The 20740-nt window shown below is 47.6% G+C and carries 18 protein-coding genes; 4 read left to right on the top strand and 14 right to left on the bottom strand.

All coding sequences use genetic code 11. The features are described from left to right. Positions 1-148: 148 nt before the first annotated feature. The 3 genes from rpmG to radC all read right to left on the bottom strand — a co-directional run bounded on the left by rpmG (position 149) and on the right by radC (position 1623). The gene (gene rpmG / locus HGP28_RS18440; protein ID WP_011078893.1) at positions 149-319 is read right to left on the bottom strand and encodes a 50S ribosomal protein L33; all 171 of its coding nucleotides are present in this window, start codon (positions 317-319) and stop codon (positions 149-151) included. 13 nt (positions 320-332) lie between these two features. Beyond that, positions 333-569: a 50S ribosomal protein L28 gene (rpmB, locus tag HGP28_RS18445; RefSeq protein ID WP_168837917.1), complete on the bottom strand. Its 237-nt coding sequence runs from the start codon at positions 567-569 to the stop codon at positions 333-335. Positions 570-948: 379 nt separating this feature from the next. Next, entirely contained in the window at positions 949-1623 is a 675-nt protein-coding gene (gene radC, locus HGP28_RS18450; RefSeq protein WP_168837918.1) for a RadC family protein, read from the bottom strand. Positions 1624-1914: 291 nt separating this feature from the next. Here radC and coaBC point away from each other — a divergent pair, with 291 nt between their 5' ends. From coaBC to lpxL, 3 genes are all read left to right on the top strand, one after another. Then, complete coding sequence (gene coaBC / locus HGP28_RS18455) at positions 1915-3150, top strand: bifunctional phosphopantothenoylcysteine decarboxylase/phosphopantothenate--cysteine ligase CoaBC (protein ID WP_168837919.1); 1236 nt, start codon at positions 1915-1917, stop codon at positions 3148-3150. Between the two features lie 80 nt (positions 3151-3230). After that, the gene (gene slmA / locus HGP28_RS18460) at positions 3231-3821 is read left to right on the top strand and encodes a nucleoid occlusion factor SlmA (RefSeq protein ID WP_168837920.1); all 591 of its coding nucleotides are present in this window, start codon (positions 3231-3233) and stop codon (positions 3819-3821) included. Beyond that, entirely contained in the window at positions 3821-4756 is a 936-nt protein-coding gene (gene lpxL, locus HGP28_RS18465; protein WP_439333871.1) for an LpxL/LpxP family Kdo(2)-lipid IV(A) lauroyl/palmitoleoyl acyltransferase, read from the top strand. Before slmA ends, lpxL begins: the two co-directional genes overlap by 1 nt. A gap of 198 nt (positions 4757-4954) precedes the next feature. On the opposite strand, the gene hemE is transcribed toward lpxL, so the two are convergent. Then, positions 4955-6022 carry a uroporphyrinogen decarboxylase gene (gene hemE, locus HGP28_RS18470; RefSeq protein WP_168837921.1) on the bottom strand — a complete coding sequence of 356 codons (1068 nt, stop codon included), beginning with the start codon at positions 6020-6022 and terminating at the stop codon, positions 4955-4957. A 362-nt stretch (positions 6023-6384) separates the two neighbouring features. Then, positions 6385-7188: an NAD(+) diphosphatase gene (nudC, locus tag HGP28_RS18475; protein WP_168837922.1), complete on the bottom strand. Its 804-nt coding sequence runs from the start codon at positions 7186-7188 to the stop codon at positions 6385-6387. A gap of 301 nt (positions 7189-7489) precedes the next feature. Between nudC and rsd the strand changes: the two genes are divergently transcribed. After that, positions 7490-7981 (top strand): sigma D regulator, encoded by a 492-nt coding sequence (gene rsd / locus HGP28_RS18480; protein ID WP_168837923.1) that lies wholly within the window; start codon positions 7490-7492, stop codon positions 7979-7981. A 168-nt stretch (positions 7982-8149) separates the two neighbouring features. Here rsd and rpoC read toward each other — a convergent pair whose 3' ends face one another. From rpoC to HGP28_RS18525, 9 genes are all read right to left on the bottom strand, one after another. Further along, the gene (gene rpoC, locus HGP28_RS18485; protein ID WP_168837924.1) at positions 8150-12352 is read right to left on the bottom strand and encodes a DNA-directed RNA polymerase subunit beta'; all 4203 of its coding nucleotides are present in this window, start codon (positions 12350-12352) and stop codon (positions 8150-8152) included. Between the two features lie 103 nt (positions 12353-12455). Continuing rightward, on the bottom strand, positions 12456-16484 hold the full coding sequence (gene rpoB, locus HGP28_RS18490) for a DNA-directed RNA polymerase subunit beta (RefSeq protein WP_168837925.1): 4029 nt from the start codon (positions 16482-16484) through the stop codon (positions 12456-12458). 241 nt (positions 16485-16725) lie between these two features. After that, positions 16726-17091 (bottom strand): 50S ribosomal protein L7/L12, encoded by a 366-nt coding sequence (gene rplL, locus HGP28_RS18495; RefSeq protein WP_099081085.1) that lies wholly within the window; start codon positions 17089-17091, stop codon positions 16726-16728. 57 nt (positions 17092-17148) lie between these two features. Continuing rightward, positions 17149-17643, bottom strand: a complete 495-nt coding sequence (gene rplJ, locus HGP28_RS18500; RefSeq protein ID WP_168837926.1) for a 50S ribosomal protein L10 — start codon at positions 17641-17643, stop codon at positions 17149-17151. A gap of 291 nt (positions 17644-17934) precedes the next feature. Continuing rightward, entirely contained in the window at positions 17935-18636 is a 702-nt protein-coding gene (gene rplA / locus HGP28_RS18505) for a 50S ribosomal protein L1 (protein ID WP_168837927.1), read from the bottom strand. Positions 18637-18640: 4 nt separating this feature from the next. Beyond that, complete coding sequence (gene rplK, locus HGP28_RS18510; protein ID WP_168837928.1) at positions 18641-19069, bottom strand: 50S ribosomal protein L11; 429 nt, start codon at positions 19067-19069, stop codon at positions 18641-18643. Between the two features lie 172 nt (positions 19070-19241). After that, on the bottom strand, positions 19242-19790 hold the full coding sequence (gene nusG / locus HGP28_RS18515) for a transcription termination/antitermination protein NusG (protein ID WP_168837929.1): 549 nt from the start codon (positions 19788-19790) through the stop codon (positions 19242-19244). 14 nt (positions 19791-19804) lie between these two features. Then, complete coding sequence (gene secE / locus HGP28_RS18520; RefSeq protein WP_168837930.1) at positions 19805-20185, bottom strand: preprotein translocase subunit SecE; 381 nt, start codon at positions 20183-20185, stop codon at positions 19805-19807. 377 nt (positions 20186-20562) lie between these two features. Further along, the coding region (locus tag HGP28_RS18525; protein WP_500691555.1) for an EF-Tu C-terminal domain-related protein at positions 20563-20740 on the bottom strand (178 nt) is incomplete at its 5' end.

Here is a 20740-nt window from a genome sequence, read left to right on the forward strand (position 1 = left end):
AAATCCTCGCCTCACTGACAAACCAAGTCATTCTCGCTGAACCATGCATCTTGAGGTTACTTGGGTATAAATATTTATATACGAATTGTAGATATAAAAAAACCCAGCTCGAAAGCTGGGTTTTCATAATCTTCAAAGAGAAAATCAATTACTTGATTTTAGCTTCTTTGTACACAACGTGTTGGCGAACTACTGGATCAAATTTTTTGATTTCAAATTTGCCAGGCATGTTGCGCTTGTTTTTGTCAGTTGTGTAGAAGTGACCAGTATTTGCAGTTGATACTAGACGGATTTTCTCACGAATGCCTTTTTTAGCCATTGCCTAATTCCTCTTAAACGTTTTCGCCACGTGCACGCATTTCAGCAAGAACGGTATCAATACCTTTCTTGTCAATGATACGCATGCCTTTAGCAGTTAGACGTAGTTTAACAAAACGTTTTTCGCTCTCTACCCAGAAACGATGAGTTTGTAGGTTCGGCAGAAAACGACGCTTAGTAGCATTTCGTGCGTGTGAGCGGTTGTTACCAACTGCAGGACGCTTACCAGTTACTTGGCATACTCGGGACATGAATGTCTTCTCCAAATCGTTTCAGCTCGATATCAACCTTGGTGGCCGAACCTCAGCACAAATGAGAGGTTAAGAACCGTTATGGAAAATCCATACAAGGCTATCAAAGGTCGCGTATTATACTAACTTGACATGCATTGCTCAAGACCCGAACAGATCCTTTTTATCGGTTTTCGTGATCTTTTTTTGAGCAGAGCTGATTGTGTTCAAAAATGTGCACGGATTGTATCAGAAACTCCCTATCCAACAACAAAAAATTTGTCAACAATCAAATTGAGTGAAATTCAGCACAACTTCAGCCTACAAGGCGACGTTTCTTTAGGGTTAAATCCGTCTTCGAATGTAGCGCTCTAACGCCATTGGTTAAACGTTCGCCATGCTATAGCCAACCGCGCTCAGCAAATGAGACCACCTCCCCATCCCCTACGACAAAATGATCCAACACTCGCACATCCACCAGCGACATCACTTCAACGAGCTTTTGCGTTAATCGCCTATCAGCCTGACTTGGCTCTGCAACACCGGAAGGGTGGTTATGGGCGAGAATGAGTGCTGCAGCGTGGTGATCCATCGCTCGCTTGAGAACATCTCTCGGATAAACAGACGCGCTGTCAATGGTTCCCTCAAACATCAACTCGGTTGCAATGACTCGATGTTGATTATCCAAAAAAAGCACGTAAAACGCTTCTCGCGAGCGATGGCGCAGCAGGCTGGTCAAATACAGCTTAGTCTGAGTGGGACTGGTAAGCGCATCCCCACGCGCCAGGGTTTCGCCTAAATAACGCTGACTCAACTCAAGAGCGGCCTGCAATTGGACATATTTGGCATTGCCAAGCCCCTTGTGAGAACAAAACGTCATTGCTGAGGCGGCAAAAAGCGCTCGTAATGAGCCAAATTCCGCTAAAAGGTGATCAGAAAGTGCGAGCACATTCATTTCGGCTGTGCCAGTACGTAGAAAAATCGCTAACAGCTCAGCGTTAGTCAGCGCTTGAGGACCATGAGACAGCAGTTTTTCACGCGGCATTAGCGCGTCGGGCAAACATTTTGAGGGCATAGCGTTTGAGAATATAGCGTCAATCGGTTGCAAAAGTTTACCGCTATTCAAACCAAAATGAACCGTGACGAAAACCACGACAAGGCCGTTCTTAAGTCGTTATCAAATGCGCGCTGTAATCAAGTGCTCTATCAGGATGTAATACCTTCGTTATTAAGCGGACCAATTCATTATTTTTAACCAATAAGCAATGAGTTCCGTTCAATGACGGCTCAATTATTGCGCTACGGATGCTACTGCGATGACACCGCCTTATGTTATTATCGGCGCACAAAATTGGAGAGCCCCATAATGCAAACACTCGCTGGTAAAAAGATCCTTCTTGGGATTAGTGGTGGTATTGCCGCGTACAAATGCGCCGAATTAACCCGTCGTCTCAGTGAGCGCGGCGCCACGGTACAAGTGGTGATGACTCGCGCCGCAAAAGAATTTATTACCCCATTGACCATGCAGGCGGTCTCAGGTCGACCTGTCTCTGATAGCTTGCTCGACCCAAGCGCTGAGGCCTCAATGGGTCATATCGAATTGGCAAAATGGGCCAACCTCGTCTTACTGGCGCCAGCAACAGCCGATTTGATTGCGCGCGTTGCCGCAGGTATGGGCAACGACTTATTAAGCACTTTGGTTTTGGCCAGTGAAGCACCCATTGCGGTGGCACCTGCGATGAATCAGCAGATGTACCGAAATATTGCCACTCAAGAGAATATCGCGACACTGGCGCGTCGCGGCATGATGATTTGGGGCCCAGCGGCTGGTGAGCAAGCGTGTGGTGATATTGGTCCGGGCCGAATGCTTGAACCAATGGAACTCGTTGCGCGATGTGAACAGCACTTTCAGCTCAAAACAGATACGGCTAAACCATGGGTAGGTCGCTCGGTATTAATTACCGCAGGGCCAACCCGTGAAGCGCTTGATCCGGTGCGTTATATCAGCAATCACAGTTCAGGAAAAATGGGCTTTGCTTTGGCGCACGCCGCGGCAGAGCTGGGCGCAACCGTGACACTTGTCAGTGGTCCGGTCAATCTTGTCACACCAGCTGGCGTAACACGCATTGATGTGAGTTCTGCGAAGCAAATGCACCAAGCAGTGATGGCTCGCGCAGCAGAGCATGATATCTTTATTGGCTGCGCTGCGGTCGCCGATTACCGCGCCGCACAAGTCGAAACCCATAAGATCAAAAAAACCAGCGACAGCGACACCCTCACCCTGACTTTGCGTAAAAACCCCGACATCATTGCCTCTGTTGCCGCTATGGCTCATCAGCGCCCCTTTACTGTGGGATTTGCCGCTGAAACACATGAAGTTGCGCAATACGCACAAGACAAACTCATTCGTAAGAATCTTGATCTGATCTGCGCGAATGATGTCGCCAAATCGGGGCAAGGCTTTAACAGTGATGACAATGCCATCACTTTGTTTTGGCAAGCAAATAAAGCGAAAGTGTTAGAGCAAAAAACGCTGCCTTTGCAAAATAAAGCCGCGCTCGCCCAAGAAATATTGGCACACATTGCTCAGTTGCGCGGCTAACTTACGCGCATAGGTTTAAACCCACATAACGGACTCACGATAAGTGTGGCTTGGGTAATGAACGTTTAAGGATGTAACACATGGCTACCACTAAGAAATCCAGTCGCCGCGAAGAAATATTGCAAGCATTAGCGCAAATGCTGGAATCCAACGAAGGCGCATCACGCATCACGACGGTAAAATTGGCGGCGCAAGTTGGCGTTTCCGAAGCCGCTCTATATCGCCACTTTCCCAGCAAAGCTCGTATGTTTGAGGGCTTAATTGAGTTTATCGAAGAAGCCCTCATGAGCCGCATCAATCGTATTCTTGAAGACGAGAAAGACACCTTAGAACGAATTCGTCTCGTGCTACACTTGATTTTGGCCTTCTCTGAGCGCAATCCTGGGTTAACTCGCATCCTAACCGGCCACGCATTGATGTTTGAAAACGAACGGTTACGCGAACGCGTTAATCAGTTATTTGAACGGATTGAAACGCAACTGCGTCAAGTTTTGCGTGAGCGTAAGATTCGAGAAAATAAATCGTTTCCGGTTGAGGAGTCGATTTTGGCCGCTCAGTTATTGGGCCAAGTAGAGGGCAGCCTCAATCGGTTCGTACGCTCCGATTTTAAATATTTGCCCACCGCGAACTTTGAACAATACTGGGCGCTACTTAGCGCGCAACTACGCTAATGATGAAAAAACAAACCTCTTTTTCGCTGGCTTTATGTCACCCAAAATACTGGCTTGTCTGGTTCGGTTTTGGTCTTTTGGCACTGGCCGTCAATCTGCTGCCTTACCCCCTTATTAGAGCATTAGGACGTGGGTTTGGCTTACTGGGTATGCGGCTGGCAAAAAGCCGCGTCCATGTCGCACGGCGAAACCTTGAACTGGCGTTTCCCGCCATGTCGAGCACCGAGCGCGACGCTATTGTAATTGAAAACTTTAAAAACAGCGGACTTGCCCTATTTGAAACCGGTATGGCGTGGTTTTGGCCAACGTGGCGCGTGTTGCGTCATGCGACCTTACCCGACACTGAGCAGCTCAATGCGTGTATTCAACAAAAACGCGGCGTGATGATTGTTTGCCCGCACACATTAAACCTTGAGTTTACCGCTCGAATCTACGCCACTTTCATTAAAGGGTACGGTGTGTATCGCCCACACAACAACCCTGCGTACGATTTCATTCAGCGCTGGGGACGTTCTCGGTTTGGTCATGTGATGATTGACCGCAAAGATCTTAAAGGCATGATAAACGCCTTAAATAGCGGTGGTTGTTTATGGTACATGCCAGATCACGATTACGGCCGACGTAAATCGGTGTTTGTGCCATTTTTTGCAGTTGAGGATGCGTGCACCACAACCGGCACAAGTTTGCTGTTTGACGAAACTCACTGCGCCGTCATGACTTCATCCGGTTTTCGTCATGGCTCGACTTACCAAGTGATCCTTGATCCTGACATTAGCGAGCAATTTAACGATCACGACCCAGAAGGGGTGGCCAGAGCGATGAATAAAGGGATTGAAACGGTGATTTTACGTGGCATCGACCAGTGGATGTGGCTGCATAAGCGGTTTAAAACCATGCGTGATCCCAACCTGAAAAGTGGCATTCGCTACCAGTAACTCACTAGGTATGCTCGAATAAAAAAACCAGCAATGCTGGTTTTTTTGATTCTATACCCAAACAACTTGGCGTTGCAGGTGGCGGCAAACGAGCAAAGCCTCTGAGCATAGACGAGCTATACGATGAGGTTTGTGAGAGCCAGCCCCTTAATTTTTTTAAAGAAAAGCGCTGCAACTTCAAGTGAAAAGGGTATAACGTTATTGATGGTAAGGCTTAGACAACTCATGCACCGCATTCACAAAAACGCCCGCATTCTCTGGCGGCACATCAAGGTGAATACCATGGCCAAGGTTAAATACGTGACCGGTTCCGGCATGACCAAAGCCTTCTAGAATACCCGCGACTTCTTCGCGGATACGCTCAGGGGATGCGTAAAGCATCGATGGGTCCATGTTACCTTGCAATGCCACTTTATCGCCAATACGCGCTTTCGCGTCGGCAATATTAATTGTCCAGTCGAGACCAACCGCATCACAGCCCGTTGCTGCGATTTGCTCAAGCCACATGCCACCATTTTTGGTAAACAGAGTCACGGGTACACGGCGACCATCATTTTCACGAATCAAACCATCAACGATCTTGTGCATGTATTGCAAAGAGAACAGATTGTAGTCGCGCGGTGTTAACACGCCACCCCAAGTATCAAATACCATCACAGATTGTGCGCCCGCTTTAATTTGGGCATTAAGATATTCAATCACGCTGTCTGCCAATTTATCCAATAGCAGATGTAGTGTTTGTGGCTCGGCATACATCATTTTCTTGATTTTGGTGAACGCTTTTGAGCTGCCGCCTTCAACCATGTAGGTTGCTAATGTCCAAGGGCTGCCTGAAAAGCCAATCAGCGGCACATCACCATTCAAATCTTTACGGATCTGGCGCACCGCATTCATCACATATTGCAGTTCACCTTCAGGATCGGGAATGCCGATTTTATCAACGTCGGCTTTGCATATGATCGGACGTTCAAACACTGGGCCTTCGCCTGTTTCAAAGCGCAAGCCAAGTCCCATCGCGTCCGGAATGGTAAGAATGTCAGAGAATAAAATCGCAGCGTCCAGAGGAAAACGGCGCAGTGGCTGAAGGGTGACCTCCGAGGCCAATTCGGCATTTTTGCACAGCGACATGAAATCGCCCGCCTGAGCTCGCGTTGCTTTGTATTCTGGCAAATAACGGCCCGCTTGGCGCATCATCCATACTGGGGTGTAATCTACTGGCTGCTTGAGCAGAGCGCGCAAGTAGCGATCATTTTTAAGTTCAGTCATGTCGTCTTTCCAGTTCGTGAGACGGTGTAAGGGGGTATAGTAACTCAAAGGCGAGTACATCACACCTTAAGTCATTTTAACGAAGTCGAATTTGCGCTATTCAATTTTTCAATCTGACGCTTCGTTCTCCCTCAAATCGGGAAATGTCGGTCTGATCATAAAAGCAGCATGCTTTGCGCCCCAGATCATGTTCTCAACATTGAAACCTACTGGAAAATTGCGTGCGCATTCGAACAGTGGTTAAATTTTCCCGCTAGCAAAAAACATAATAAATCAAGCGCATGACGCTTGTTAACTCATAACGACATCTTACTTACCCCTCCTCTCTAGGAGGGTTTTTTTATGCCTTTTGTATACGAGTTCTATTGATGCGCTTCGTTGATTTGGCTAAGCGTGTGCTCAATCAAAGCCCTCGCAATTGTGCCTTGCGGCGCAACGTCGGGTAATCCATCAGGTTCAAACCATGCCGCATCGGTCAATTCGGTCCGATCCGGCCGCAGATGGCCTTTTGCATAATCGGCGGTAAATCCCATCATTAAACTGCTAGGAAACGCCCAAGGCTGACTGCCAAAATAGCGAATATTGGTGACCTCAATCCCCGTCTCTTCACGCACCTCACGGGCTACGCACTGCTCTAATGTCTCACCCACTTCGACAAAACCGGCGATTACGGTATACATTCCCGTGCGATGTCTTGGATGCTGCGCGAGCAAAATTTGATTCTCTTTACGCACTGCGACAATAATGCAGGGGAAAATTCTTGGGTAATGCAAAGTACGACATTCACCGCACTGCATTGCCAGCTGATCGTGATTAAGAAAGTTTCGGCCACCGCATAATGGACAAAAACGCAAACTTTGCAGCATGTGTTGATATTGAATTGCTCGGCTGATCAACAAAAAGAGCGTCTCATCGAAATGTAGACAGTCGCGCAATGAGGTCATTGGTAAGCTCTCGTCTACCTCAGCGTCACTCAGCCACATCACTTTCGAACCAGAATACTCCCCGATACATTGCGCTGAAGAGCAAGGTAGCCCCAGCTCGGCGGCACTGCCTAATGGCAAGGTACCTTGTTTAAGCCAGACTTCACTGCCGGACACCACACACCAATAACGTTTTAAGTCGATATCGTTTGTCATTTTTGCGTCCTTATCTTTGTTGTTCATTTTTGACACTCTCCATGGCTTGAACTTCGCTTATTTTACTGGCACTCTAATTTTTTAACAGAGTTTGTCCTATGGGGATTTAGTGACTATAAATTGTAGTAAGGACAACATCTTGTATCACGTATCAACCCAAATTACTTAGCGTTACTGAGTGCTAGTGGGTTAAGCGTCACCACGCTCGCAGTGGCGACCACGCCGTTAAACTAACTAGTGCCATTGCGGTTTTGAGTTGATGGGACCAACGACCATGCTCAACAAAGGGACTCCCTGTGGTGAGTATTAGGCTCATGAGGGCATTAGAATGCTAAGAAAATTCCAACAAACGCAAGAACAGTGGGGTGGCTCGAGCGAGGTCATTGACCATTGGCTTGAGACTCGGCAACTGTTAATCGTCGAATATTGTCACCTTGCGGCGCTGCAACCTTCTTCCAATAAACCAACCGTCATCGAACTTCCCACTCCCGTCCAATTACAGCAGTTTTGCCAACACCTCGTCGATTACATCTCAACTGGCCACTTTAAAATTTACGACATGGTGATGGATAAATGGCGCGCGACCGGCTTTGAAGCCACTGATGACATCAATCAAACTTATGCCAAAATCGTACTGACGACCGAGCCGCTGCTCAGTTTTACCGATCGCTATGCGGACATTCCAGATGAGGATGACCCGCTCGACAATTTTGAGCAAGATTTATCGCTTGCCGGCGAAATGTTAGAGATCCGCTTTGAAGTGGAAGACCAACTGATCCAGTTAATTGCTGACAGCCTTGCGGTACCACCGGGCGCTTAGCCCTCAGCCAGACGCTGCCTAAGCACAAAAAAGTTTCATGATGAGGTTGTAAAAGCAAACGACTTAATTTTTTAAGAAAAAACGCTGCAAATTCCAGTCACAAGAAGATAGCGTCGAAAACAAAAAAGGCACCCGAAGGTGCCTTTTTTATCTTAAGCGTTTGCTTGATTACTCGTCAGAAGAGAAACCTGCATTTAGCAGCGCTGCCAAGTTATCGGTAGCTTGCTCTGCAGAAGGACCTTCTTGCGCTTTCTCGCGTTTCGCTTGACGGTCTTGGTGGTAAGCAAAACCAGTACCCGCTGGGATCAGACGACCCACAATCACGTTCTCTTTTAGACCACGTAGATCATCACGCTTACCAGAAACCGCCGCTTCGGTTAGCACGCGAGTCGTTTCTTGGAACGACGCCGCCGAGATGAACGACTCTGTCGCAAGAGACGCTTTCGTGATACCTAGAAGTTCGCGCTCAAAGCGTGCTGGCTCTTTACCTTCAGCTTCAAGATTACGGTTCGCAATCTTCACTTGAGAGTATTCAACCTGCTCACCTGGTAGGAACTCAGAGTCACCTGCGTGCGTGATAGTACATTTACGTAGCATTTGACGAACGATAGTCTCAATGTGCTTATCGTTAATCTTAACGCCTTGTAGTCGGTAAACTTCTTGTACTTCGTTGGTGATGTACTGAGTTACCGCGTGGATACCACGTAGACGTAGAATGTCATGTGGTGTCTCTGGACCATCGGCAATCACATCACCACGCTCAACACGTTCGCCTTCGAACACGTTTAGCTGACGATGTTTCGGGATCATCTCTTCATAGGTGTCACCGCTGTCGCGAGTGATAACCAAACGACGCTTACCTTTGGTCTCTTTACCGAAGCTTACTGTACCTGTGTGCTCAGCAAGGATCGCAGGCTCTTTCGGCTTACGTGCTTCGAACAGGTCAGCTACGCGTGGTAGACCACCGGTGATATCTTTGTTACCGCCCGATTTTTGCGGAATACGAGCTAGCGTGTCACCCACACCTACTTCAGCACCATCCACGATGTTTACGATCGCTTTACCTGGTAGGAAGTATTGTGCTGGCATGTCAGTGCCAGGGATCATCACGTCGTTACCGTTTTCATCAACAAGCTTGATAGCTGGACGCATATCTTTACCTGCGGCAGGACGAGCTGCTGCATCGGTAATTTCGCTTGAAGATAGACCGGTTAGGTCATCGGTTTGACGCGAGATGGTCACGCCATCAATCATATCAACAAACTGTACGCGACCTGCCACTTCAGTGATGATTGGCATGGTGTGCGCTTCCCAGTTTGCTACGGTTTCGCCAGCTTCCACTTGCTCACCGTCTGCTTTACCTAGGATGGTACCGTAAGGCAGTTTGTGTTTCTCTTTGGTGCGGCCGAACTCATCGATGATGGTTAGTTCAGAAGCACGAGAAGTGATAACCAACTTGCCTGCTTTGTTGATAACGAATTTCGCGTTTGCCAGCTTCATGGTACCTGTGTTCTTAACTTGAACACTGTTTTCCGCTGCTGCTGTCGATGCCGCACCACCGATGTGGAACGTACGCATCGTTAGCTGTGTACCTGGTTCACCGATAGACTGAGCTGCGATAACACCCACTGCTTCGCCTTGGTTCACTAGGTGACCACGTGCTAGGTCACGACCGTAACACTGCGCACAACAGCCGAAGTCCGCATCACAGGTCACTACAGAGCGCACTTTCATGCTGTCTACTGAGTTCTCTTCCATGATCTGACACCACTTCTCATCAATCAGAGTATTACGTGGGATCAGGACTTCTTCAGTACCTGGTTTTAGAACGTCTTCCGCTACCACACGACCAAGCGCAAGCTCAGTCAGTGCCACTTTCACGTCACCACCTTCGATATGAGGCATCATATCAACGCCTTCAAACGTGCCACAGTCGTGTTCGTATACCACCACGTCTTGGGCAACGTCTACGAGACGACGAGTTAGGTAACCCGAGTTCGCTGTTTTCAGTGCCGTATCCGCAAGACCCTTACGAGCACCGTGCGTTGAGATAAAGTACTGAAGTACGTTTAGACCTTCTTTAAAGTTTGCGGTGATCGGCGTTTCGATGATTGAACCATCTGGACGCGCCATCAGACCACGCATACCCGCTAGCTGACGAATCTGCGCTGCAGAACCACGAGCGCCCGAGTCCGCCATCATGTAGATGCTGTTGAACGATTCTTGTTGCTCTTCTTCGCCGTCACGGTTAATCACTGTTTCAGACGATAGGTTGCTCATCATCGCTTTTGCTACGCGATCGTTGGTCGATGCCCAGATATCGATCACTTTGTTGTAGCGTTCACCTGCGGTAACAAGACCAGATTGGTACTGCTCTTGAATTTCACGTACTTCTTCTTCCGCTTCTGCGATTTCAGTGTACTTAGCCGCTGGTACTACCATGTCGTCGATACCAACAGACACGCCAGACAGTGCCGCATAAGCAAAGCCGGTGTACATGATTTGGTCAGCGAAAACAACGGTGTCTTTTAGACCCAGTTTACGGTACGCCTCGTTCAGTAGGTTAGAAATTTGCTTCTTACCTAGCTTTTGGTTAACGATGCTGTACGGTAGGCCTGCAGGCACGATTTGCCACAACATTGCACGACCGATAGTGGTATCCACCATCTTAGTCTCAGTTGTGCTGTTGCCGTCTTCGTCCACAACCGTTTCTGTAATACGTACTTTAACGCGTGCGTGCAGCTCAGCGCTCTTAGTGCGGTATGCCTTCTCAGCTTCAGCAGGACCTGCTAGGTACATGCCTTCACCTTTCGCGTTGATCTTCTCGCGCGTCATGTAGTACAGACCCAATACAACGTCCTGAGAAGGTACGATGATAGGATCACCTGACGCTGGCGACAGAATGTTGTTCGTCGACATCATCAGTGTACGAGCTTCAAGCTGTGCTTCTAGAGTTAGAGGCACGTGAACCGCCATTTGGTCACCATCGAAGTCCGCGTTATACGCCGCACACACAAGTGGGTGTAGCTGGATCGCTTTACCTTCGATAAGTACTGGTTCAAACGCTTGGATACCAAGACGGTGAAGTGTTGGTGCACGGTTAAGCAGTACTGGGTGTTCACGGATCACTTCGTCTAGGATATCCCAAACAACCGCTTCTTCACGCTCTACCATTTTCTTAGCTGCTTTGATTGTGGTGGCAAGACCACGAGTCTCTAGCTTGCTGTAGATAAATGGTTTGAATAGCTCAAGTGCCATCTTCTTAGGAAGACCACACTGGTGCAGACGAAGGTATGGACCTACTGTGATTACAGAACGGCCAGAGTAGTCTACACGTTTACCTAGAAGGTTCTGACGGAAACGACCTTGTTTACCCTTGATCATATCAGCAAGAGATTTCAGAGGACGCTTGTTCGAACCTGTGATCGCACGACCACGACGACCGTTGTCTAGTAGCGCATCAACAGACTCTTGCAGCATACGTTTTTCGTTACGTACGATGATGTCTGGAGCCGCTAGCTCTAGAAGACGCTTCAAACGGTTGTTACGGTTGATCACACGACGGTATAGGTCATTCAGATCAGACGTCGCAAAGCGACCGCCATCTAGTGGTACTAGAGGACGTAGATCTGGCGGAAGAACTGGCAGTACCGTTAGGATCATCCACTCTGGGTTGTTACCAGAAGTGATGAACGCTTCAACCAGTTTCAGACGCTTAGTCAGCTTCTTACGCTTAGTTTCAGAGTTAGTGGTGTCTAGCTCTTCGCGCATTTGCTCTGCTTCTGCGTGCATGTCCATAGAACCTAGAAGGTCCTTGATGGCCTCTGCACCCATTTTCGCAGTGAACTCGTCGCCCCACTCTTCTAGACGATCCAGATACTCTTCTTCAGTCAGCATCTGACCTTTTTCTAGATCCGTCATACCCGGTTCTGTTACTACGTACATTTCGAAGTAAAGAACACGTTCGATATCACGCAGTGGGATATCCATGAGTAGACCGATACGAGACGGTAGCGATTTTAGGAACCAGATGTGTGCAACTGGTGAAGCTAGCTCAATGTGGCCCATACGGTCACGACGAACTTTAGTTTGGGTTACTTCAACGCCACACTTCTCACAGATAACACCACGGTGCTTCAAGCGCTTGTATTTGCCACAAAGACATTCGTAGTCTTTCACTGGACCAAAGATACGCGCACAGAACAGACCATCGCGCTCAGGTTTGAACGTACGATAGTTGATCGTTTCAGGTTTTTTAACTTCACCGAAAGACCATGAACGGATCATGTCTGGTGAAGATAGACCGATTTTGATTGCATCAAATTCTTCGGTCTTATGCTGTGCTTTTAGAAAGTTTAATAAGTCTTTCACAATCAGCTCCTGTAAGGAGTTAAAAGGAGCTCACCCGCAAAAGTGAGCACCTTCTACCAAATAATCTTTTGCTTCCCTCAAGCCTTGCTTGAGGGATCAGAGATTACTCTTCGTCTTCTAGCTCGATGTTGATACCTAGCGAGCGGATCTCTTTCAACAGTACGTTGAACGATTCTGGCATGCCAGGTTCCATGCTGTGGTTACCGTCAACGATGTTTTTGTACATCTTCGTACGACCATTCACGTCGTCCGACTTAACGGTTAGCATTTCTTGAAGCGTGTAAGCCGCACCGTATGCTTCTAGTGCCCATACTTCCATCTCACCGAAACGCTGACCACCGAACTGAGCTTTACCACCAAGTGGTTGCTGAGTTACTAGGCTGTACGAACCAGTTGAACGAGCGTGCATCTTGTCATCAACAAGGTGGTTCAGTTTCAGCATGTACATGTAACCAACAGTTACAGGACGCTCAAACGCATCACCTGTGCGGCCATCAAACAGTTTCAACTGGCCAGACTCTGGAAGGTCGGCAAGTTTTAGAAGCTCTTTGATCAGTGGCTCAGACGCACCGTCAAATACTGGAGTCGCGATTGGTAGACCACCACGTAGGTTTTGGATCAGAGTACGAACTTCTTCATCCGACAGAGTAGAGATATCTACTTTCTGACGAGTTTCACCTAGATCGTAAACTTTTTGCAGGAATTCGCGGAATTTCGCTAGCTCTTGCTGCTCTTTAACCATTTGGTTGATCTTGTCACCGATACCTTTCGCTGCCAGACCTAGGTGTACTTCTAGGATCTGACCGATGTTCATACGCGAAGGTACACCCAGTGGGTTGAGTACGATGTCAACCGGCTGACCTTTTTCGTCGTATGGCATATCTTCAACAGGGTTGATCTTAGAGATTACACCCTTGTTACCGTGACGACCCGCCATCTTATCACCAGGCTGGATACGACGTTTAACCGCTAGGTAAACTTTCACGATCTTCAATACGCCAGGTGCCAGATCATCACCTTGAGTGATCTTACGACGCTTAGTTTCAAACTTCTTATCGAAGTCTGCTTTTAGCTCGTCGTACTGCTCTGCAAGTTGCTCAAGCTGAGTTTGCAGTGCGTCATCTTCAAGGGTCAGTTCCAACCACTTCTTACGATCGACAGTGTCTAGTTTCGCTTCAGAGTAACCACCAGATAGCAGAACCGCTTGAACACGCGCTAGTAGACCACCTTCAAGAATTTGGAACTCTTCAGTTAGGTCTTTCTTCGCTTCTTTCAGCTGCATCTGTTCAATTTCAAGCGCACGCTTGTCTTTCTCTACGCCATCGCGAGTGAAGACTTGAACGTCGATGATGGTACCTGAAACCGAGTTTGGTACACGCAGTGATGTATCTTTAACGTCAGAGGCTTTCTCACCGAAGATTGCGCGTAGTAGCTTCTCTTCAGGCGTTAGCTGAGTTTCACCTTTCGGCGTTACTTTACCAACTAGGATGTCGCCACCCTTAACTTCAGCACCGATGTAAACGATACCTGACTCGTCTAGCTTAGACAGAGCCGATTCACCTACGTTTGGAATGTCCGCTGTGATCTCTTCAGAGCCCAGCTTGGTATCACGCGCCACACAAGTCAGTTCTTGAATGTGGATAGTCGTGAAACGGTCTTCTTGAACTACGCGCTCAGAGACTAAGATCGAGTCTTCGAAGTTGTAACCGTTCCAAGGCATGAACGCGATACGCATGTTCTGACCAAGTGCCAATTCACCTAGGTCGGTTGAAGGACCATCAGCAAGCACGTCGCCACGCAGTACATTTTCACCTGGCATCACACAAGGACGCTGGTTGATACACGTGTTTTGGTTAGAACGAGTGTATTTAGTTAGGTTGTAGATATCGATACCCGCTTCGCCTGGAATCAACTCTTCTTCATTTACCTTAACTACGATACGTGATGCGTCTACCGACTGGATAACACCGCCGCGTTTTGCAACTGCTGTTACACCAGAGTCAACCGCTACGTTACGCTCAATACCGGTACCTACTAGCGGTTTATCCGCTTTCAGCGTTGGTACTGCCTGACGTTGCATGTTCGCACCCATCAATGCACGGTTCGCATCATCGTGTTCTAGGAACGGGATAAGCGAAGCTGCAATTGATACTACTTGGTTCGTCGCAACGTCCATGTAGTCTACGTGTTCACGTGGGTGAAGACCCGATTCACCTTTCTGACGAGCGGTGATCAATTCGTCTGCGAATGTGCCTTCGTCTGTTAGCGCCGCGTTCGCCTGTGCGATAACGAATTGACCTTCTTCGATAGCCGATAGGTAATCCACTTCATCAGTAACAACACCATCAATTACACGACGGTACGGAGTTTCTAGGAAACCGTACTCGTTACAACGTGCAAACGCAGACAGCGAGTTGATCAAACCGATGTTTGGACCTTCAGGCGTTTCAATAGGACATAGACGACCGTAGTGCGTTACGTGAACGTCTCGAACTTCAAAGCCCGCACGCTCACGCGTTAGACCACCAGGACCCAATGCAGAAATACGACGCTTGTGCGTGACTTCTGATAGTGGGTTGTTTTGGTCCATAAACTGAGACAGCTGAGAAGAGCCAAAGAACTCTTTTACTGCCGCAGAGATTGGTTTCGCGTTGATCAAGTCTTGTGGCATCACTGCATCAAGATCGCCTAGGCTTAAACGCTCTTTTACTGCGCGTTCAACACGTACAAGGCCAACACGGAATTGGTTCTCTGCCATTTCGCCAACAGAGCGGATACGACGGTTGCCAAGGTGGTCGATATCGTCCACTTCGCCTTTACCGTTACGGATCGCGATAAGCTTCTTCATCACTTCAACGATGTCTTGCTCGTCTAGTGTGCCTTGCTCTAGGGCATCTTCACGACCGATTGAGCTGTTGAACTTCATGCGGCCAACAGTGGATAGGTCGTAACGCTCTTCAGAGAAGAACAAGCTTTCAAATAGAGCTTCTGCGGCTTCTTTCGTTGGTGGCTCACCCGGGCGCATCATGCGGTAGATTTCTACCAATGCAGAGATGCGGTCTGCAGTGCTATCAATACGTAGCGTCTCAGACATGAATGGGCCGTGGTCAAGATCGTTGGTGAAGAGTACTTCAAGATCTTTGTGACCAGCTTGAGATAGGTTCGCAAGCGCTTCCAAGCTGATTTCTTGGTTAGCGGTTACAATCACTTCGCCAGTTGCTTCGTTGATGTAATCTTTCGAAGCTACTTTACCAACGATGTACTCAACCGGTACTTCGATGTGATCAACGCCATCTTTTTCAAGTTGACGGATGTGGCGAGCGGTAACGCGACGACCTTTCTCAACGTAAACGGTGCCGTTGGCTTCGATATCAAAAGAAGCGGTCTCACCACGCAGACGTTCAGGCACCAATTCCATCATTAGTGTCTGGTCTTTCACGTGGAAGTTCACCTTCTCGAAGAACATATCGAGAATTTCTTCCGTCGTTTTGTTTAGTGCACGCAGAATGATCGATGCAGGCAACTTACGACGACGGTCGATACGTACGTACAGGTTGTCCTTAGGATCGAACTCAAAATCGAGCCATGAACCACGGTAAGGAATAATACGTGCGTTATAAAGAACTTTACCTGATGAGTGGGTCTTACCCTTATCGCTGTCGAAGAACACGCCTGGGCTTCGGTGCAGCTGGGATACGATAACTCGCTCAGTACCGTTGATAACAAAGGTACCATTGTCTGTCATAAGCGGAATTTCGCCCATGTAGACTTCTTGTTCTTTAATGTCTTTTACTGTACCTGCTGGCGCATCTTTATCAAAAATAACTAAGCGCAGTTTTACGCGTAGTGGTTTTGAGTATGTTACACCACGAATTTGACATTCTTTAACATCAAACACAGGCTCGCCAAGACGGTAGCTAACGTATTGCAGCTCAGAATTGCCGTTATAGCTCTGAATTGGAAATACAGAACGGAAAGCGGCCTCAAGACCGTATTGTCCTTCAGGATCCTGTTCGATAAATTTGTCGAACGAATCGAGCTGGATCGATAGCAGGTATGGAATGTCCAACACTTGTGGACGAGTACCAAAGTCCTTACGGATGCGCTTTTTCTCGGTATAAGAGTAAACCATGGGGTTCCTCAGCTCGCTGATAAGTGACCCAAACTGTCCGCCTTCTTGGGTAAAGGGGTGGGACAGTGACTAGATAACTGTTTACTGTAGTGACAATTCACTGCGGGTGAATGAATTGTTTTTTGCTTGGTAATCAGACGCTTAAACAGCAGGAAAATTCATCTGACCCCTACAGCGCAAAAAGGCCGGTGGTCAATAAACCACCAGCCATTAGCCGTTAGGCTATGAAACTAAGTAATAATTACTTAACTTCAACAACCGCACCAGCTTCTTCTAGCTGTGCTTTAAGTGCGTCAGCTTCAGCTTTGTCAACGCCTTCTTTCAGAGGAGCTGGAGCACCGTCTACTAGAGCTTTAGCTTCTTTAAGACCTAGGCCAGTTGCGCCACGTACTGCTTTGATAACAGCAACTTTGTTAGCGCCTGCAGAAGTTAGGATCACGTCGAATTCAGTTTGCTCTTCAACAGCTGCTGCTGCTGCGCCGCCTGCTACAACTGCAGCTGCAGCAGTAACACCGAATTTCTCTTCCATTGCTTCGATTAGTTCAACAACTTGCATTACAGACATTTCTGCAACTGCGTCTAGGATTTGCTCGTTAGTAATAGACATAACAATTCTCTTTTAAGTCAACAATAAGTTTATTTTGCAACCAGTAAAAAGCAAGGCTTACGCCGCTGCTTCTTCTTTTTGATCGCGGATAGCAGCGATAGTACGTACCAGCTTGCCTGCAGAAGCTTCTTTCATGCACATCATTAGGCGTGCAATTGCTTCGTCGTAAGTTGGTAGTGTTGCTAGTACTTCAGCGTCAGTTAGAGCGCCTTCGTAAGCAGCAGCTTTGATCTCGAATTCTTTATTCTCTTTAGCGAAGTCTTTGAAAAGACGCGCTGCAGCACCTGGGTGCTCAGTAGAGAATGCGATTAGAGAAGGACCAGTAAATGTCTCAGTTAGACACTCAAATTGAGTTCCTTCAACCGCACGACGTGCTAGAGTGTTACGCACGACTTTCATGAAAACGCCCGCTTCACGCGCTTGTTTACGTAGAACAGTCATTGCGCTAACTTCAACGCCACGAGAGTCAGCTACAACTACAGAAAGTGCACCACTGGCAGCTTCGTTGACTTCAGCAACAATTGCTTTTTTGTCTTGAAGATTTAAAGCCATCTTGGATTAACTCCTGGTTGTCATTACACCACTCACTATTATCTCAACAGTGAGAGCTATTTTGGTGCGTCCCAGAAGAAAGGTAACTATTCACATAGAGCTTTCTGTCAGTTCGGGCACCATCTACGTAGGACAATTAAGTTTGACGTAAAGTCATACACCTACGGTCTTGGACGGAGACTGGGTCATAATTCAATTTAAACCCTTGCGAGTTTAATGAACCAAAGTTCAGCCCCAACCACAAATATTAGGCGCAAAATTATACATCAATTTCGCGCCCAATCAAACAAATTATGCTTGAGTGTTCAGGCTAGCCTGATCAACTGCAACACCTGCACCCATAGTGGTAGAGATGCTAACTTTCTTCAGGAAAGTACCTTTCGCTGAAGATGGCTTCGCTTTCTTAAGAGCCACTAGAAGTGCTTCTAGGTTCTCTTTGATTTGCTCAGCTGAGAAAGTTGCTTTACCAATAGTGGTGTGGATGATGCCGTTCTTGTCGTTACGGTAACGAACCTGACCCGCTTTCGCGTTCTTAACAGCTTCAGCAACGTTTGGCGTTACTGTACCCACTTTCGGGTTTGGCATTAGACCACGAGGACCAAGGATGGTACCTAGTTGACCTACAACGCGCATTGCATCTGGAGAAGCAACAACAACGTCAAAGTTCATTTCGCCTTTTTTCACTAGTTCAGCAAGATCTTCCATGCCTACTAGATCAGCACCCGCTTCTTTCGCCGCTTCAGCGTTTGCACCTTGAGTGAACACTGCAACGCGAACGTCACGACCAGTACCGTGAGGTAGTACAGTTGCACCACGTACGTTTTGGTCAGATTTACGAGCATCGATGCCTAGGTTAACAGCAACGTCAACAGACTCTACGAATTTCGCAGTTGCAAGTTCTTGAAGAAGAGCAACAGCTTCGTTGATTTCGTACTCTTTAGTAACGTCAACTTTTTCGCGGATTACGCGCATGCGCTTAGTTAGTTTTGCCATTTTATTAACCCTCTACCACTAGGCCCATTGAACGAGCAGTACCAGCGATTGAACGCTTCATTGCTTCGATATCAGCACCAGTCATATCAGCAGCTTTAGTTTCTGCGATTTCTTGGATTTGAGCGTCAGTTACAGTACCCACTTTTTCAGTGTTTGGACGACCAGAACCAGACTTAACGCCAGCAGCTTTCTTAAGAAGAACAGCAGCAGGTGGAGTCTTAGTTACGAACGTGAAAGAACGGTCAGAGTAAACAGTGATAACAACTGGAGTTGGTAGACCTTTCTCCATAGAATCTGTTTTTGCGTTGAACGCTTTACAGAATTCCATGATGTTAACGCCGTGTTGACCTAGAGCAGGACCAACTGGTGGACTTGGGTTAGCCATACCCGCTGCAACTTGCAGCTTGATATAAGCTTCAACTTTCTTAGCCATGATAATTCCTAAGTTTGGGTACAAACGCTAATCGATTGATCAGCTCCCCGTGATAAATAAAGGCTTATTACGTTTAATTGCGCGTCATCACAAAATGACGAGCATAAAAGCAAAAAGGCGCGAAATTATAGTCAGATTTCACGCCTCAGACAACCCTTTACAAGGTGTTTTTTTAATCGACTTTTTCGACTTGACCAAATTCAAGTTCAACCGGCGTTGCGCGGCCGAAAATCGATACTGACACTTTTACGCGGCTCTTGTCGTAATCGACTTCTTCCACAGTACCGTTAAAGTCAGCAAACGGACCGTCCGTAACACGAACCACTTCACCCGCTTCGTACATAGTACGTGGGCGAGGCGCTTCGCTCGCTTTCTCAAGACGGTTTAGAATCGCGTCAGCTTCTTTGTCAGTGATCGGTGCTGGACGATCAGACGTCCCGCCAATGAAGCCCATGACACGCGGCACACTGCGCACTAAGTGCCATGATTCATCATTCATGATCATCTGAACAAGAACGTAACCTGGGAAGAACTTACGCTCAGACTTACGACGTTGTCCTGCACGCATTTCCACTACTTCTTCAGTAGGTACTAGTACTTCACCAAATAGCTCTTCCATCTCGTGCATTTTGATATGCTCGCGAAGGGATTGCGCTACGCGACCTTCGAATCCAGAGAAGGCTTGAACCACATACCAGCGTTTTTTTGGAGCTTCACTCATGAATGACCACCTTCTTATACCCCAGTCGCTAGGTTGACAAGACGAACCATGATGCCGTCAATGCCCCAAAGCGCTAGAGCCATTACAATACTTACAGCCAAAACAATCAGCGTGGTTTGCAAAGTTTCTTGGCGCGTTGGCCAAACCACTTTACGCACTTCCATACGCGATTCACGCGCAAAACTGATTGCGGTTTTGCCTTTCGTTGTTGTCGCTGCAACACCAAGCGCAGCAGCAATAAGCACAACGACGCCTGCAGCACGGATCACTACAGACATTTCACCATACAGGTAATTACCCACAACAGCGGCAGCAAGCAGTACAAAAGTGACAACCCACTTCATAGTATCTGCTGCGTTTGAGCTATCAGGAGTCTCAGCATTGTTTGCTTTCATAAACCAACCTGTTCTATGTCCAAATATAGACGACAACAACCCCGCTGTTGCAGGGCAAATCCATAACACTGATAGATTCTACCAATGCACTCTTCATCAACCGATACCCAAACAACTTGAACTTGTAAGTGGGCGACCAGCGAACAAAGCCTCTTGGCATAGCAAAGCTATGTGATGAGGTTTGTGAGTGCCAGCCAACAACGCTGCAACTTCAAGTGGGAAGTGTAAACGGTCAACGATCGATCCCTTTTCTCAACGCTAATGCGTGCCGCCCTAGTGTTGAGTGCAGAAAAAGGGCATCAAATGATGCCCTCTTTGCTACTGGTTCGTCAAATCTTATTCAAGATTTTCTGAGCCTTCAATTAATTCGACAAGAATTAAGCGAAGATCTTAGCAACAACACCAGCACCTACAGTACGGCCACCTTCACGGATAGCAAAACGTAGGCCTTCATCCATTGCGATTGGAGCGATTAGCTCAACCGTCATTTGGATGTTGTCGCCTGGCATTACCATTTCTACGCCTTCTGGTAGAGAGATGTCACCAGTTACGTCA

Origin of the sequence: Vibrio agarilyticus (genome assembly GCF_012641465.1) — a bacterium.
Taxonomy (GTDB): domain Bacteria; phylum Pseudomonadota; class Gammaproteobacteria; order Enterobacterales; family Vibrionaceae; genus Vibrio; species Vibrio agarilyticus.